Source organism: Mesorhizobium sp. B2-7-2, from assembly GCF_006440775.1.
GTDB lineage: Bacteria > Pseudomonadota > Alphaproteobacteria > Rhizobiales > Rhizobiaceae > Mesorhizobium.
The window spans coordinates 36801-50979 of sequence record NZ_VFTZ01000011.1 but is presented as its reverse complement, the minus strand read 5'-3'; the positions used below and the strand labels follow the sequence as shown (position 1 = coordinate 50979).

Genomic DNA, 14179 nt, shown 5'->3' with positions numbered 1-14179 from the left:
AAATAACGTCATCTTGATTATTCCATGAGACGTAGAAGTCTCACGGGAGATCACTCGATGTATTTGAAGTATCTAATATCTGCTGCGATTCTTGTTGCCTCAGCTTCGTCGGCCGTATCTCAGGACCAATATGTTCGGCCGCTCCGTCCGGGCGAAGACGGGTCGGCCAGGATCCAATCGTCCATCTCGATGACCTTTCCGGTCAAGGATGACGACGACGCTGCCGCTCAGCAGCAAGTCGCGCTTCGCTCCTTCTACAAAGTGGCGGCCGGCAGTTGCGCGATGGTGCTCGAGACCGTCGCCGACACATGCGAACTTGCCGGCATGAGCACCAATCCCAACGCCAGGGACCGCAACATCGGCGGTTACGGCGGATCACAGCTCACGGTGAGCGGTCAGATCACAATGAAGGTCAGGTTCAAGGCGAGCCTCAGCAAGACGGCGCAGTAGGCGCCGCTGCGGCCGACTTCGTTGTTTTCATGAGAAGATTTGGTGGGTGTGCACAGGATCGAACTGTGGACCCGCTGATTAAGAGTCAGCTGCTCTACCAACTGAGCTACACACCCACACCGCCGGAAAACTCAGCGTCGGCGGCGCATATAGCCGCCGCTTTCGGCTATGTCTAGGCCCTGCCGGATCATTTCCCGACAAATCGACACGGCATGATCCCGAAAAGTGGATTCCGGTTTTCGGAAAAAGATCATGCCTGCCCAAGAAGCCCGCAGGTGTCACACGAATAGCTTGCCTTCAGCCACCTTGACCGCGTGGCCGCCAATGCGCGCGGCGGCCAGTTTCCCGCCATCGACATTGAGCTCGAGCCGGATGCGCGACGGCCGGCCCATTTCCAGCCCCTGCTCGATCCAGAGTTGCGATATGCCGTCGGTCGGGGCGTCGAAATGCATGATGGCGCCGGCAAAGGCGGCCGCGGCCGAACCGGTCGCCGGATCCTCATAGGACGGCGTGCCGGGCACGATCATGCGGACATGGAAGGCGCTGTCGTGATGGACCCGCTCGCGGCAATAGACATAGGGGCTGGCGAAGGCCCATTCGCTCTTGCGCGGCGCCAATTCCGACCACGCCTGGTTGTCGAGTCGGATCTTGGCGGCCTCCTCCAGCCCGGCAACGGGAATCGTCACATAAGGCACGCCGGCCGACCAGAAGGCGACGCGGTGATTCTCGAAGCCGATCTCGTGCGGGGCAAGGCCGAGCGCGGCGCCGATCGCGTCCGGGTCAGCCTTGAGCTCCAGCGGTTCCGGCAATTTCGCCAGGTCGAACTCGGCGAAGGTCGAGCCGTCATGCTTGCTCACCGCGCAACGCACCGGCCCGATATTCTCCTCCAGCACGAAGATGCCGGTCGCCTCGCCGGCGAGTTCGGCCAGCGCGATCGCCGAGCCGACCGTCGGATGGCCTGCGAAAGGCATTTCATAGTCGGGCGTGAAGATGCGTATGCGGTTGCGGTGCTTCGGATTGTCGGGAGGCAGCACGAACACCGTCTCGGACAGATTGAATTCGCGCGCGATCGCCTGCATGCCGCCAGTGTCGAGCCCATCGCTGTCGAGCACCACCGCAAGCGGATTTCCGGCCAGCCCTTCGGTGGTAAACACATCGTAAAGCAAGTAATTGCGCGCCATGGAGAAAACCTTTCGCCTCGCCCCGAATTTCTGCCTCAATCCCAACATGAGGGAAATTTAATTTGAAATTCGAACCTTAAGGCCTGATTTGTGGACGGATAGGGACATCCATTTTCAGCATAGGGGTCCGGCGTGGACCAGCTTGTCAATCCGCCAAACGCGGAATCCGGTACTTCCATAGAGGCAGCGCTCGGGCTCGACCGCAAGGGCGTAAGCCGCAAGCGTCGTCGCTTCTGGTTCTACGCGCTGCTGACGATAGCGATCATCGCGGCCGGCATTGCCGTCTATCGGTCGTATGCCGCAGCACCTCCCAGGATCGAATACAGCACCGTGCCCGCGGCGATCGCCGACCTCACCGTCGCGGTATCGGCCACCGGCACGCTGCAGCCGCTGACCCAGGTCGATATCTCCAGCGAGCTTTCCGGCATCGTCCGATCGGTCGCGGTCAACGAGAATCAGCAGGTCAAGAGGGGCGACGTGCTGGCGAGGCTCGACACCGCCAAGCTCGAAGTCCAGATCGAGCGCGCCACCGCCTCCGCCAAGGCGGCGGCAGCCGCCGTCGAGAACGCCAAGGTTACCTTGCAGGAGAACGAGAACGCGGTTGTGCGCGCAAGCGCGCTGACCAAGCGCGGCATGGCGACGGACCAGTCGCTCGAAGCGGCGACCGCAACGCGCGATCGCTCGAAGGCGGCGCTCGACAGCGCCGAAGCCAATCTCGCCATTGCTCAGGCCGATCTCAAGGCGCAGCAGACCGATCTCGCCAAGAGCACCATCTATGCGCCGATCGACGGCATCGTGCTAACGCGCTCGGTCGATCCCGGCCAGACGGTCGCGTCCTCGCTGCAGGCGCCCGTACTCTTCGTCATCGCCGCCGACCTTCGCAACATGGAATTGCAGGCTGCGGTCGACGAGGCCGATATCGGCGAGGTCAAGTCCGGCCAGCATGCCCGCTTCACGGTCGACGCTTTCCCGGACCGCCCGTTCGACGCTGAGATCCGCGACATCTCCTACGCCTCGGTCACCACCGACGGCGTTGTCACCTATAAAGCGCGGCTCGAAGTCGACAATGGCGAGCTGCTCTTGCGGCCCGGCATGACGGCGACTGTCTCGGTCGTCACCCGGCAGGCCAAAGGCGTGCTTACCGTCCCGTCGACCGCCTTCCGCTACCGTCCGATGCAACAGCAGGCACGCGGCTGGAGCCTGCGCGACCTCTTCACCGGCCGAATGGGCCGCCCCAACCGGCAAGCCGAGGCAACGAAGGCGCCGACCGACGGCTCGCGCACGCTTTATGTGCTGGAGAACGGCCGGCCGCATCCGGTCAATGTCAGAATCGGCTCGACCGACGGCGAGTTGACCGAGATCACATCCGGCCTCGATGAGGGCGCTGAGATCGTCACCGGCGCGCAGCAGCGGAGCTGACGAAATGTCGGCTCCTCTTCTCATCAGTTTCGACAAGGTCTGGAAGAGCTACGGCGAGGGCGAGGCCCGCGTGCACGCGCTGGCCGGCGTCGATCTCGCCATCCGCAGAAGTGAATTCGTCGCCATCATGGGTCCTTCCGGCTCGGGCAAGTCGACGGCGATGAACATCATCGGCTGCCTCGACACGCCGACGGCCGGAACCTACTGTTTCATGGGCATCGATGCGGGCCGCCTCGACCGCAACCGCCGCGCGCTTTTGCGCAACCTCTATGTCGGCTTCGTCTTCCAGGGCTACAATCTGCTGCCGCGCACCACCGCGGCGGAAAATGTCGAGCTGCCGCTGATCTATCGCGGCGTTGCCGCGCGCGAGCGCCGCGATCTCGCCATGCAGGCGCTGGCCGAGGTCGGACTTGTCGGGCGCGAGCACCACACGCCGGCCGAGCTTTCCGGCGGCCAGCAGCAGCGCGTGGCGATCGCCCGCGCCATCGTCACCAGGCCGACGCTGCTCGTTGCCGACGAGCCAACCGGCAATCTCGACACGGCGCGCACGCACGAGATCATGGAGCTGTTGACCAGGCTCAACGCCGAGCTCGGGCTCTCCATCGTCATGGTCACGCATGAGGCCGACGTCGCGAACTATGCCGGCCGCACCATCCGTTTCCTCGACGGCCATGTCGCCTGCGACACCTTAGCGGAGCAAGCGGCATGATCTGGGAGACCGTGCGCCTCTCGCTGCGCTCAATCCGCCGCAACGTATTGCGCTCGTTCCTGACGCTGCTTGGCATCGTCATCGGCGTCGCGGCCGTCATCGCCATGCTCACCATCGGCTCCGGCACGACGGAGAAGGTCAAGGCCGATATTTCCAAGCTCGGCAGCAACCTGCTCGTCGTCCGCGCCGGCCGGCCGGCGGGACCCGGCGGACCGGGAGGGCTCGACCAGGCGGTGCGGCCGCTGGCCGAAAAGGATGTCGCCGCGCTCGTCGCGCATCTGAGCGGCGCGCGCGCGATTTCGCCGGCCTCGCAAAAGCAGGTCCGCGTCATCTTCGGCACCGAAAGCCTGACCTCGGGCGTGACCGGCACCGACAGCGCCTATCTCGACGCCCGCGACTGGAAACTGGTGTCCGGACGATCCTTCAGCGATTCCGAAACGCGCGCCGGCGCGGGTGTGTGCCTGATCGGCGAAACCGTGCGCCAGCAATTCTTCGGCGCCGGCGATCCGGAAGGCGAGATCATCCGCGTCAACCGCACCTCCTGCAAGATCATCGGCCTGCTCGAGCCCAAGGGCTATACCGGCTTCGGCCAGGACCAGGACAATGTCGTGCTGACGCCGCTGCACGCCTTTCAACGGCGCATCGCCGGCAACCGCGACATCGACAACATCTATATCGCCGCCGACGACCGCACCCCGACCTCCGAGCTGCAGCCGCGCGTCGAGGACATTTTGCGCGACACACGCCGTATCACGCCCGACCGCGATCCCGATTTCGCCATCCGCGACATGACCCAGATCGCCGATGCGATGACCAGCGCCACCACCACCATGACCGGCATGCTGGGCGCCGTCGCCGGCGTCAGCCTGCTGGTCGGCGGCATCGGCATCATGAACATCATGCTGGTCTCGGTCACCGAACGCACGCGCGAGATCGGCATCAGGCTGGCCATCGGCGCGCATGAAAAACATATCCTCATCCAGTTCCTCGTCGAGGCGACGGTGCTGTCGCTCTTTGGCGGTATCATCGGCATCCTGACCGGGCTTTCGCTGGCCGGCCTTGCCTCGATGACGCTGACGATACCGTTCGCGCCAAGCCCCGCCGTCATCATGCTCGCCGTCGGCTTCTCGGCGCTGATCGGCATGGTGTTCGGCTTCTTCCCGGCGCTGCGCGGCGCAAGGCTCGACCCGATCGACGCGCTGCGGCACGAATAGGCCCGGCGGCGCCTCCACCCCGTTGCCGCAAATCCTGCGGTGATACAGCAGCCTCTTCGGAAAGCTTGAAGGTGGACGAATGAGCAAAAAGGCGCGTGTGATCCTCGCGGCGGTTGTCGTCGAGGCGTTCCTGGCCGGCACCTGGTGGTATCTGGCCCGTTTCGGCCTGGCCAATCCCGACCGCGTTACGGCCGATTTCCAGCAGGTCGTCGGCCAGACCATGGGAATGGCGATGGGCGGCTTGCTCGGCCTCAGTGTCATTTTGTTTTTCGTCGCGGCTCGCAACGATCGCAAAACCTCAAAGTCATAGCGGCTGCCGAAACCTGGCCCGGCTATTCCCGGCCGGCGAAATGCCACTCGACCAGCGGCTTCATGTGCGGCATCAGGCCGTCGGGCAGATCGGCGGCATTGCGGATGATGACCGGCCCTTCGATCTCCGGCTCGGTCTCGGCGGCGACGAAGGCACTGACGCGGCGCGCCAGCTCGTCGGCCGGCTCGGCCACCCGGTAGCGGCGGAAGATCACCGTGCCACTTGCCATCGATAGCGCGTGATAGCGCTGTCCGCGCTCGGCCGCAGTAAGATCGAGCCCGGTCTCCTCTCTCACCTCGCGGATCATGTTGAAGTCGACATCGGCCAGCCCGTCGCGGAAATCGATCGGCTCGAACGAGCCGGCCGCGAAATAGACGCGGCCGGCATTGACCGTATGCGGCCCCATGCGGATCGCGACCAGCGCATTGTCGCCGGCGACCAGCACGGCATGCGCGTAGGCGTGCTCGGCGCCGGAATTCTCGCGCCGCTTGCGCCACAGCATGAAGGTCGAATAGTTGACCGCGTGGCAGCGGCCGACGAGGCGGCCGTCGCGGTAGGCAAGCTCGGAAAGCAGCACCACGGCGCCGTCGAACAATGCCGGATTGGCGGCGATCTCCCGCCGCCAGTTCTCGGCGATGGCTGCCGCATTGCTCAGCGCGAAGGGATGCGGGCCGGGATCGAGGCGGACAGCGACCGCATCGACCGGAAGGATGACGTTGCGCGGCAGGTCGAACCTCAACAGCGTCATGCCATGTCCAGTGTGATCGCCACCGGGCAATGGTCCGACGCTTTCGGCCTGTCCCAGCCCGCGCGCGGGAAACGTTCGACCTCCTGTCCGGGCGGAAATATGGTGCGCCAGGGCTGGCCGTTGCGGATGATGTCGGGAACGGCGGTGGCGTTCTTCGCGGCCAGCGCCTTCGACAGCAGGATATAGTCGAGCTGGCAAAGGTGCCGCTCCTCCGGGCCGCGCGTATGGTAGAAGCTCCAGCGGTCCATCTCCGGACGCCGCTCGACAACATTCTCGCAAAAGCCGCCGGCGGTGAGCACATCGATCGAGGACCGGGCTTCGTCGATGACCTCGAAATGGTAGCCGTCAATGGCGTCGCCATCGATCTTCACGCGTTGCCGGTAATCGTTCATGTCGCCGCAGATCGCCCAGCGTTTGTCGGCGGCATGGTCCTTGCCGAAACGCTCTTCGACGATGCGGCGCACCGCTTGCGCTTCGGCAATGCGCAGCGGCATCGACGCCTGGCGGCCATCCAGCCCGTTGCGCGGCGGCCCCATCGATTTGAAATGCACCAGATAGAGCGTCAACGGCACGCCGCCGACCCTCAGGTCGATCTCCAGGCAGTCGCGGCGAAAGACACGCTCATTGGCGAGATAGCCGAGCGCGGCGAGCTCCGGCGTGAACAGGCCGAACTGTTCGAAGGTGACATAGGCATGGCTGGTCATGCGCACGAAGTCGATCGGCTGCCCTTGCGCGGTTTCGTTGCGCATCATCACCGCGACATCGATGCCGCGCGTATCGTTGCCGGCGGTGGTGTATTTCTGCCGGTAGCCCTGGCCGATCATCTTGAACAGATAGCCATATTCGAAAGCCTTCAGCGCCTCGATATTGTCGACCTCCTGCATGCAGATGATATCGGCGCGGGTGGCTGCTATGGCGAGCGCCGTCAGCTGGCGCGTGTCGTCGGACTGGGCGATGGCACGGGCCTGCTCGAGAAACCGGTATTCGGCCTCGCTCTGAATATCGAACAGCGCCAGCGTGCGGTCTTCGTTGAGCTGGTTGCGATAGCCCGAGAAATCGAACCTGCTCATCAGGTTCTCGACATTGAAGGTGGCAAGCCGCAGCGACATGGTCGTGACCTTTGCCCGCAAGCGGGGACGAAAACAAGAGCCATGCCCGATACTCGTTATGGTTGATGGAACCTTTCCGTTCATCCTCCGTTCAGACGGAAAGTTCCAACAATGGGCCTCTTCCCGAGTTGTGCTGGGCGTGGGGCCTTTGCTCCTTGGAGAGTGAGATGAAACCGCTTTTTTCTTCCATGAGATCCGGCCTCCTGGTCCTGGGCCTCGTTACCGGCGTGACGGCGCCATCGGTCGCTGGACCGATCCTGCAACCCGATCTGTCGACCGCAACCAGCACGGCGGCAACCATCATACCCATCCGCGACAGCTGGGCCGGCGGCAACGACCGGCGGGGGATGTATGATTGGCGCTGGCGGCGCGGTGGCGACTGGCGCGGCCGGGATTTCAGATGGCGCGGCGACGACTTCCGCTCTCGTCATTTCTCCCGCAACTGGGACGGTGGCGGCGACTGGCGCTGGCGGCATCATCGCCATCACCGGGGTTTCGACAATGGTGACGCCGCCCTTCTGGGGCTGGGCCTAGGCCTGGGCCTGGGTAGCCTCGCCTACAACAACTACTACGATCCATACTATTACGACCCTTACCCGCGCTACGTTCAGCCGCGGCGCATCTACCGGACCGAGCGGCTTTCCAGGGCCCATGTCCAATGGTGCTACGACCGCTACCGGTCCTATCGGGCCTGGGACAACACGTTCCAGCCCAACTACGGCCCGCGCCGGCAGTGCATCTCGCCCTATATCTGAGCCCTTCGGCATGAAGGATGAAACGGCGCCCTTCGCGGGCGCCGTTTTTGTTTTTGCCGCAACCTGTGCCCGCCATCGGCCGATAACCCTAAATTCATCGGCGGCGGCTATTCATCCACGCCGTTGTCCCCCAATATGACGATTCGCGCGAACGGGGTGCGAGACGTGCACGCCATGGCCGAAAACGAACACAGAAACCAACACAGGCAACGCGTGCTCAAAGGCGCGGCGATCCTGACCGGCATCAACAATTCCGAGGTCAGATGCACGGTGCGCAACATGCATGCTAACGGCGCAGAGTTGAAAGTGCCGATCGATGCACGCGTGCCGGACGAATTCCTTCTCTATGTGCCGATCGACGGCATCGGCTACAGGGCGGTGGTGCGTTGGCGCCGCGAGGACCGCATCGGCGTCGAGTTCACCGGCACCGAGCCCAAGCCGCACTGGCATTACGGCTAAATTCCCGGACCCGACCAGCTTGCTTGGCAAAGAAAGGCCGGCGGATCGCTCCGCCGGCCTATGGAATGCAACGGTGAAATCGAAGATCAGTTCTTCGCCTTGTCGACGAGCTTGTTCTTGGCGATCATCCGCGCGACCGCAGGGCGAAGCCCGAGGACGCGCAGGCAAAAAGATGTGGATCGCCTTAGTTCTTCGCCTTGTCGACGAGCTTGTTCTTGGCGATCCACGGCATCATCGCGCGGAGCTTGGCGCCGACTTCCTCGATCTGGTGGCTGTCGTTGCCGCGGCGGATGCCCTTGAAGCGCGACAGGCCGGCGCGATATTCCTGCATCCATTCCGAGGTGAACTTGCCGGTCTGGATGTCCTTCAGGATACGCTTCATCTCGGCCTTGGTCTCGGCGGTGATGATGCGCGGACCCGAGACATATTCGCCCCATTCGGCGGTGTTCGAGATCGAGTAGTTCATGTTGGCGATGCCGCCTTCATAGATCAGGTCGACGATCAGCTTCACCTCGTGCAGGCACTCGAAATAGGCCATTTCAGGCGCGTAGCCGGCTTCCACCAACGTCTCGAAACCAGCGCGGATCAGCTCGACCAGACCGCCGCACAGCACCACCTGCTCGCCGAACAGGTCGGTCTCGCATTCCTCGCGGAAATTGGTCTCGATGATGCCCGAACGGCCGCCGCCGACGCCGCAGGCGTAGGAGAGCGCGAGGTCGAGCGCGTTGCCCGAAGCATCCTGGTTGACGGCGACCAGGCACGGCACGCCGCCGCCCTTCTGGTATTCCCCGCGCACCGTGTGGCCCGGGCCCTTCGGCGCGATCATGACGACGTCGACCGAGGCCTTCGGCTCGATCAGGCCGAAATGCACGTTGAGGCCGTGCGCGAAGGCGATCGCGGCGCCGTCGCGTATGTTCGGCGCGATCTCGTTTTTGTAGATGTCGGCCTGCAATTCGTCGGGCGTCGCCATCATCATCAGGTCGGCCCATTTGGCGGCGTCCGCCACGCTCATCACCTTGAGCCCGTCGGCCTCGACCTTCTTGGCGGTCGCCGAGCCGGCCTTCAGGCCGATAGCGATCTCCTTGACGCCGGAATCCTTGAGGTTGAGCGCGTGCGCCCGGCCCTGGCTGCCATAGCCGATGATGGCGACCTTCTTGCCCTTGATCAGATTGAGATCGGCGTCACGATCGTAATAGACACGCATTGTGGTCTTCCTTCCCGTTTGAAGATCAGAGGGCCTGCGGCCCGGTTTTTGCTCCGAAAAGAGCGAGAAACTGTTGCGTCGCGCGGCGGGCATCGCCGCCGATCGTCGCCCCAGTCAATTCCACCCGATCGCCGAGCAGCAGACGTATCTGCACGTCGCGGCCGACCAGGCCGAAAAAGGTCCGGAACGCCGTCTCGGCGTTCTCGAAATCGAGCAGTCCTGCCTGGCGCCCGGCTTCGAGCACAGGCTTCAGGCGCTTCGCCAAGGCAAAGCGGCCGTTCTGCAGCACGACGGCGCCGAGATCGTCCTTGCCCGAGCCGGCATGGCTGACCGCGACACGGTTGAGCGCGATCGAGGTGTCGCTGGAAATCACCTTGAGCCAGTCGGATGCGAAGCGTTCGAGGCTCGCGGTCAGCGAAGCAAGGTCGAGCCCTTTGCGATCGACCGGCGCCACGCGCACTTTGGACGCCTGCCACTGCACTGTCGCCGTCAGCAGCCCGTCGCGGTCGCCAAACCATCTGTAGAGCGTTTCCTTGGAGCAGCTTGCCCGCCGCGCCACCGCGGTCATGGTCAGGTTGTCGCCCTCCTCGACCAGCAGGCGAAGCGCCGCATCCAGAACGGCCTGCTGGCGCTCGGTGAGCGTTTCGCTGTTGTCGATGTCCTGCACGCTATGCAACACGTTTGCCCTCGGCTACGTCAACAAGACCGGTGCGTACCGTACGTTACGGTTCGGCTCTATGCCGTATTGCCGGACGTCATGCAAGCCCTATTTTCCATTTCCTTGCCGGAGGGATACGATGCTGGTCGGTCTGCTCGCCCTGGCTGTGGCCGCCGCTTTCACCGGTGCCGCTGTCTATGTCAGCGTCGCGGAGCAGCCTGCGCGGCTTGGCCTCGACGACCAGGCGTTGCTGCGCGAATGGCAGCCCTCCTATAAGCGCGGCGCCGCCATGCAGGCCTCGATTGCCATGGTCGCCTGCGTTCTCGGCTTGATCGCCTGGTGGCTGACCGGCGCGTCGGCCTATCTGGCCGGTGCGCTGTTCATCATTCTGCCTTGGCCATGGACGCTGCTGGTGATGATGCCGACGAACCGGAAGCTGGAGGCGATGGATGCCGAGGCCGCCAATTCTCAGGCGAGGTCATTGATCGTCAGGTGGGGCGAGTTGCATCTGGTCCGTGTCGCGCTGGGCGGGCTGGCGACGATCGCATTTCTATGGGCCTTGCGCCTGCCCTGAACGCTCGTCGGCTGATGGATTTCAGTCCGTGACAGGCGGATCGCGCAGCCGCCCGAGCAACCCGGCAAGCATCTCCAGCTCTTTGGCTGACAGCCTGTCGCCCATCAATTCCGCGATCGAAGCGCCGTAGACGGCCCAGATGCGGCGGCGCATGTCCCGACCGCTTGGCGTGATGCGCACGGTCTGGCCCCGGCCGTCATCCGAAACGGGGAGCTTTTCGACCAGGCCATCCGCTTCCAGCCGGGCCAGCAGCCTTGAAACGCCGTACTGCGCCAACAGAACGCGATCGATCAGCTCGAATGGCCTGAGTCCTCCCTCGCCCGCTTCCGCCAGCTCGTGCAGCACATCATACCAGCCTAGCGGCGGCAGCCCGCTGGCTTTCAGCGCGTCCTCGGTCTTTTCGACCAGTTGGCGCGAGACGCGCATGAGGCGCGCCCAGGCGGTGACGGCTTCGGGCGATGGGGATCTCTTCGTCATCGGCGCAGCCTAGCGGATAGATGCAAATGCATCAAGCTTGACGATCGATGCAAACGCATCCATATAGATGCAAACGCATCGACATGGAGTTCTCCGATGAAACATGAAATCTGCAAAGATCGCCGATATCCCGCAAACCGGCAGCCTGATCGCGCCGTTCTTCGGCCGCGAGGTCCATGTCTGGCGCAGCGGCGAGCGGATCCGCGCCGCGGCCAATGCCTGCCTGCATTTCGGCGGGCCGCTGGAATGCAAGGACGGCTCATTTGTCTGCCGATGGCATGGCGCGAAATTCGACATTGCAAGCGGCGAGCGCCTGGAAGGCCCGACGCCGAAGGGCTCCCGCCTGATGCTCCTGTCGACCCGCGTCGAAGACGGCGCGCTGAACTATGTCTGGGGGGAATGAGATGACCGCCAGGCTCACCCTCGTCAGCCATCACCTCTGCCCCTACGTCCAGCGCGCCGCGATCTCGCTTGCCGAGAAAGGCGTGCCGTTCGAACGGGTCGATGTCGACCTTGCCAACAAGCCCGACTGGTTCAAGGCGGTCTCGCCGCTCGGCAAGGTGCCGCTGCTGCGCGTCCGGCATGGCAACGCGCAGGAAGTCATTTTCGAATCCGCCGTCATCCTCGAATTTCTCGAGGAGACGGAGGCCAATCCCTTGCACCCTGCCGATCCGCTGCTCCGAGCCAGGCATCGCGCCTGGATCGAATTCGGCTCGGCAATCCTCAATGCCATCGGCCGCTTCTATTCCGCTGCCGACGAAGCCGCTTTCCTCCATGAAAGCGCAGGCTTGTCCGGGATGTTCGCGCGTGTGGAAGTAGAACTCGCGGCAAGGCAAGGCGGTCCGTGGTTTGCCGGAGATCGTTTCTCGCTGGTCGACGCCGTCTACGGACCGGTCTTCCGCTATGTCGACACGTTCGACAGCATCTCCGATTTCGGCATTCTGGACGGCAAGCCGCTCGTCCAGGCATGGCGCGCGGCCTTGAGCAAACGCCGGTCGGTGAAGGAAGCCGTCAGCCTTGACTATCCGCAGCGGCTGCATGCCTTCCTACGGGCAAAAAGATCTTATCTGTCCGAGATCATCCGGGAGCAGGCCATTGCAACTCCGCAAGCCCGATCCGCCTGAACGGATCGATTACCGTACCAGCGACCATGGCCGCAAGGAGTTGCGGCCCTGGCGGAACTCTTGCCAGCGCCGCGACCACACGGTCGCGGACAAAGGGCAAGGCCGCGGAGTCCGACTGGTAGAATGGCGTCAGCGACCGCGACAGCGCCTGGAACACGCGCACGTGCCAGCGCCTTGCCTTCGCGTAGGTGTCGAGCGCGTCGTCGACACCTTTCGCGTGCGCCAGCGCATGGCTGAGCGCCGCCGCGTCGAGCAGCGCCATGTTCGCGCCTTGCCCGAGCTGCGGGCTGGTCGAATGCGCCGCGTCGCCGATGACGGCAAGCCGCCGGCCGGCCGGCAATGTCATCGTGTGGTGGCCATAACGGGCGAGCGAGAGCTGCTCGAAACTGTCGATCTGGCTGGTGAAAGCCTCGCACTCTGGCCACACAGAGACCACCCTCGCTTTCCAGGCATCGAGGCCCTTCGCCTTTATCTGTTCGGCATCGGCCGGCTTGAGGCTCCAGAAAAAGGCCGCCATCTCTTGCGCGCCGGGCTCCGGCCGGCCGATCGGCAGCACGCCGACCATGACGCTCGCCTTGTCATAGCGCTGCAGCAGCGCGCTTCTGTCAAAGCCGTCCCGCCAGCCAAGCGACGCCCAGAATGCGCCATAGGCGAGCGGCCGTGGCATGGCGTTATCGCCGAGATATGACCGCAGTTTCGAGCGCGCGCCGCTGGCATCGACAATGAGGTCGAAGGTGCCGAGCCGCCTGCCGTTGCCGCAGACCAGCGTCGCCCGTTCGCCGACTTCCAGCGTTTCGACCTCGACATTGGTTTCGATGGCGATCGCATCGCGCAAGGCGGCGCGGTAGAGCACCCCGAACAGCGCCGCCCGATGCACCGCGAGGCCGAAGCGGCTGCCGCGCCGCGCGTCATAGCGGACTTCGAGCACCGTGCGCCCGCTGCCGGAGTCGGTGCCGTGCAGCCGCTCGATACGGCTGCCAAGCGAAAGGATCTCGTCGAGCAGGCCGAGATCGGCGAGCACGGTCAACCCGGTCGGCTGCAGGATGAGGCCGGAACCGACAGGCTTCGGCGCGTTGAAGCGCTCGAAAATGGTGACCTTGTGCCCTGCCCGCTTGAGGTAAAGCGCTGCTGCCAGTCCGGCCGGACCAGCGCCAGCAATCGCGATCTCGTAAGACTTGCCCATCGTCCCCCAACCCGACCCTGCGGGGACAATCCCGCTTGGAACGCGCCGGATCAATCGGGCGCTTTGACGCTTGTGTCGAGAGATCAGCCCTAGGCAGCGTCGAAGGCGGCGCGGGCGGCGCGCACCGCGTCATGATTGAGTTCGGCCCATTGAACGAGCTGTTGCAGAGGCAGGAACATCGAGCGTCCAAGATCGGTCAGGCTATATTCGACACTCGGCGGCTTGGTCGGGAATACTTCGCGGTGCACATATCCGTCCCGCTGCAGATCATGGAGCGTCTGCGTCAGCATGCGCTGCGAAATGTCGGGAACCAACCGGCGCAGCTCGCCAAAGCGATAGGGCTTCTCGGCCAGCGCCATCACCAGCAGCGAGCTCCATTTGCCGCTGATGCCCTGGATCACGTCGCGGACCGGACAATCGGCGAAATTGGCGCCGTTCGTCATGGCCTTGTAGACCTCGAGCTTGGCTTTCAGATTGAAGATCTTGCTGTCCATCGCGACATCCGCTGATCGAAACTAAAGCATGTCTCCCGAAAGCGGGAACCGGTTTCAGGATAAAGACATGCGTAAAAATCAAAAACCTAAAGCGCATGGAGCGAATCTGAA

18 protein-coding genes and 1 tRNA gene are annotated in these 14179 nt (G+C 63.8%); 10 read left to right on the top strand and 9 right to left on the bottom strand.

The features are described 5' to 3' along the window. Window positions 1-189: 189 nt before the first annotated feature. Window positions 190-450, top strand: coding sequence for a hypothetical protein (locus FJ425_RS16775; protein ID WP_140724944.1), 261 nt, complete (start codon window positions 190-192; stop codon window positions 448-450). Between the two features lie 40 nt (window positions 451-490). Here the strand turns inward: FJ425_RS16775 and FJ425_RS16770 are convergent. Both FJ425_RS16770 and FJ425_RS16765 read right to left on the bottom strand, forming a co-directional pair. Next, window positions 491-566, bottom strand: a tRNA-Lys gene (locus FJ425_RS16770). A 162-nt stretch (window positions 567-728) separates the two neighbouring features. Beyond that, a complete protein-coding gene (locus FJ425_RS16765) occupies window positions 729-1631 on the bottom strand; it encodes a PhzF family phenazine biosynthesis protein (protein WP_140724941.1) in 903 nt (300 codons plus the stop codon). A 132-nt stretch (window positions 1632-1763) separates the two neighbouring features. On the opposite strand from FJ425_RS16765, the gene FJ425_RS16760 reads away from it, so the two are divergent. The 4 genes from FJ425_RS16760 (at window position 1764) to FJ425_RS16745 (ending at window position 5283) form a co-directional block, all read left to right on the top strand. Then, complete coding sequence (locus tag FJ425_RS16760) at window positions 1764-3050, top strand: efflux RND transporter periplasmic adaptor subunit (RefSeq protein ID WP_140724938.1); 1287 nt, start codon at window positions 1764-1766, stop codon at window positions 3048-3050. A gap of 4 nt (window positions 3051-3054) precedes the next feature. Continuing rightward, on the top strand, window positions 3055-3759 hold the full coding sequence (locus FJ425_RS16755; protein WP_140724936.1) for an ABC transporter ATP-binding protein: 705 nt from the start codon (window positions 3055-3057) through the stop codon (window positions 3757-3759). Then, complete coding sequence (locus tag FJ425_RS16750) at window positions 3756-4973, top strand: ABC transporter permease (protein ID WP_140724933.1); 1218 nt, start codon at window positions 3756-3758, stop codon at window positions 4971-4973. Before FJ425_RS16755 ends, FJ425_RS16750 begins: the two co-directional genes overlap by 4 nt. A gap of 79 nt (window positions 4974-5052) precedes the next feature. Continuing rightward, window positions 5053-5283, top strand: a complete 231-nt coding sequence (locus FJ425_RS16745) for a hypothetical protein (protein ID WP_140724930.1) — start codon at window positions 5053-5055, stop codon at window positions 5281-5283. Between the two features lie 22 nt (window positions 5284-5305). Here the strand turns inward: FJ425_RS16745 and FJ425_RS16740 are convergent, their stop codons facing one another. Together FJ425_RS16740 and FJ425_RS16735 are read right to left on the bottom strand one after the other, a co-directional pair. Next, window positions 5306-6022 carry a hypothetical protein gene (locus FJ425_RS16740; protein ID WP_140725103.1) on the bottom strand — a complete coding sequence of 239 codons (717 nt, stop codon included), beginning with the start codon at window positions 6020-6022 and terminating at the stop codon, window positions 5306-5308. Window positions 6023-6027: 5 nt separating this feature from the next. Continuing rightward, window positions 6028-7140 (bottom strand): endonuclease/exonuclease/phosphatase family protein, encoded by a 1113-nt coding sequence (locus FJ425_RS16735; RefSeq protein WP_140724927.1) that lies wholly within the window; start codon window positions 7138-7140, stop codon window positions 6028-6030. A 167-nt stretch (window positions 7141-7307) separates the two neighbouring features. Between FJ425_RS16735 and FJ425_RS16730 the strand changes: the two genes are divergently transcribed. Both FJ425_RS16730 and FJ425_RS16725 read left to right on the top strand, forming a co-directional pair. Then, a complete protein-coding gene (locus tag FJ425_RS16730; protein WP_140626936.1) occupies window positions 7308-7895 on the top strand; it encodes a BA14K family protein in 588 nt (195 codons plus the stop codon). A 174-nt stretch (window positions 7896-8069) separates the two neighbouring features. After that, window positions 8070-8354 carry a PilZ domain-containing protein gene (locus FJ425_RS16725; protein ID WP_095764807.1) on the top strand — a complete coding sequence of 95 codons (285 nt, stop codon included), beginning with the start codon at window positions 8070-8072 and terminating at the stop codon, window positions 8352-8354. Between the two features lie 184 nt (window positions 8355-8538). On the opposite strand, the gene ilvC is transcribed toward FJ425_RS16725, so the two are convergent. Both ilvC and FJ425_RS16715 read right to left on the bottom strand, forming a co-directional pair. Further along, entirely contained in the window at window positions 8539-9558 is a 1020-nt protein-coding gene (gene ilvC, locus FJ425_RS16720; RefSeq protein WP_140724924.1) for a ketol-acid reductoisomerase, read from the bottom strand. Window positions 9559-9583: 25 nt separating this feature from the next. After that, entirely contained in the window at window positions 9584-10237 is a 654-nt protein-coding gene (locus FJ425_RS16715; RefSeq protein ID WP_140724921.1) for a TetR/AcrR family transcriptional regulator, read from the bottom strand. A 121-nt stretch (window positions 10238-10358) separates the two neighbouring features. On the opposite strand from FJ425_RS16715, the gene FJ425_RS16710 reads away from it, so the two are divergent. Continuing rightward, window positions 10359-10790, top strand: coding sequence for a DUF1772 domain-containing protein (locus FJ425_RS16710; protein WP_181175957.1), 432 nt, complete (start codon window positions 10359-10361; stop codon window positions 10788-10790). Between the two features lie 21 nt (window positions 10791-10811). Here the strand turns inward: FJ425_RS16710 and FJ425_RS16705 are convergent, their stop codons facing one another. Continuing rightward, window positions 10812-11267: a MarR family winged helix-turn-helix transcriptional regulator gene (locus FJ425_RS16705; RefSeq protein WP_140724916.1), complete on the bottom strand. Its 456-nt coding sequence runs from the start codon at window positions 11265-11267 to the stop codon at window positions 10812-10814. Window positions 11268-11370: 103 nt separating this feature from the next. Here FJ425_RS16705 and FJ425_RS16700 point away from each other — a divergent pair, with 103 nt between their 5' ends. Further along, window positions 11371-11670, top strand: coding sequence for a Rieske (2Fe-2S) protein (locus tag FJ425_RS16700; protein ID WP_246677952.1), 300 nt, complete (start codon window positions 11371-11373; stop codon window positions 11668-11670). Between the two features lies 1 nt (window position 11671). Further along, on the top strand, window positions 11672-12391 hold the full coding sequence (locus tag FJ425_RS16695) for a glutathione S-transferase family protein (RefSeq protein ID WP_181175951.1): 720 nt from the start codon (window positions 11672-11674) through the stop codon (window positions 12389-12391). Here the strand turns inward: FJ425_RS16695 and FJ425_RS16690 are convergent. Together FJ425_RS16690 and FJ425_RS16685 are read right to left on the bottom strand one after the other, a co-directional pair. After that, entirely contained in the window at window positions 12345-13574 is a 1230-nt protein-coding gene (locus FJ425_RS16690; protein WP_140724911.1) for an NAD(P)/FAD-dependent oxidoreductase, read from the bottom strand. The genes FJ425_RS16695 and FJ425_RS16690 overlap by 47 nt on opposite strands. An 89-nt stretch (window positions 13575-13663) precedes the next feature. Beyond that, the gene (locus tag FJ425_RS16685; protein ID WP_140626926.1) at window positions 13664-14068 is read right to left on the bottom strand and encodes a helix-turn-helix domain-containing protein; all 405 of its coding nucleotides are present in this window, start codon (window positions 14066-14068) and stop codon (window positions 13664-13666) included. Between the last annotated feature and the right edge of the window lie 111 nt (window positions 14069-14179).

Bases quoted from the DNA above. Each gene is read 5' to 3' on its own strand.
- FJ425_RS16705 (WP_140724916.1), bottom strand. From the start codon at position 11,267: ATGACGAAGAGATCCCCATCGCCCGAAGCCGTCACCGCCTGGGCGCGC.
- FJ425_RS16775 (WP_140724944.1), top strand. From the start codon at position 190: ATGACCTTTCCGGTCAAGGATGACGACGACGCTGCCGCTCAGCAGCAA.
- FJ425_RS16745 (WP_140724930.1), top strand. From the start codon at position 5,053: ATGAGCAAAAAGGCGCGTGTGATCCTCGCGGCGGTTGTCGTCGAGGCG.
- FJ425_RS16730 (WP_140626936.1), top strand. From the start codon at position 7,308: ATGAAACCGCTTTTTTCTTCCATGAGATCCGGCCTCCTGGTCCTGGGC.
- FJ425_RS16700 (WP_246677952.1), top strand. From the start codon at position 11,371: ATGAAATCTGCAAAGATCGCCGATATCCCGCAAACCGGCAGCCTGATC.
- FJ425_RS16750 (WP_140724933.1), top strand. From the start codon at position 3,756: ATGATCTGGGAGACCGTGCGCCTCTCGCTGCGCTCAATCCGCCGCAAC.
- FJ425_RS16765 (WP_140724941.1), bottom strand. From the start codon at position 1,631: ATGGCGCGCAATTACTTGCTTTACGATGTGTTTACCACCGAAGGGCTG.
- FJ425_RS16735 (WP_140724927.1), bottom strand. From the start codon at position 7,140: ATGTCGCTGCGGCTTGCCACCTTCAATGTCGAGAACCTGATGAGCAGG.
- FJ425_RS16725 (WP_095764807.1), top strand. From the start codon at position 8,070: ATGGCCGAAAACGAACACAGAAACCAACACAGGCAACGCGTGCTCAAA.
- FJ425_RS16685 (WP_140626926.1), bottom strand. From the start codon at position 14,068: ATGGACAGCAAGATCTTCAATCTGAAAGCCAAGCTCGAGGTCTACAAG.
- FJ425_RS16755 (WP_140724936.1), top strand. From the start codon at position 3,055: ATGTCGGCTCCTCTTCTCATCAGTTTCGACAAGGTCTGGAAGAGCTAC.
- FJ425_RS16690 (WP_140724911.1), bottom strand. From the start codon at position 13,574: ATGGGCAAGTCTTACGAGATCGCGATTGCTGGCGCTGGTCCGGCCGGA.
- ilvC (WP_140724924.1), bottom strand. From the start codon at position 9,558: ATGCGTGTCTATTACGATCGTGACGCCGATCTCAATCTGATCAAGGGC.
- FJ425_RS16695 (WP_181175951.1), top strand. From the start codon at position 11,672: ATGACCGCCAGGCTCACCCTCGTCAGCCATCACCTCTGCCCCTACGTC.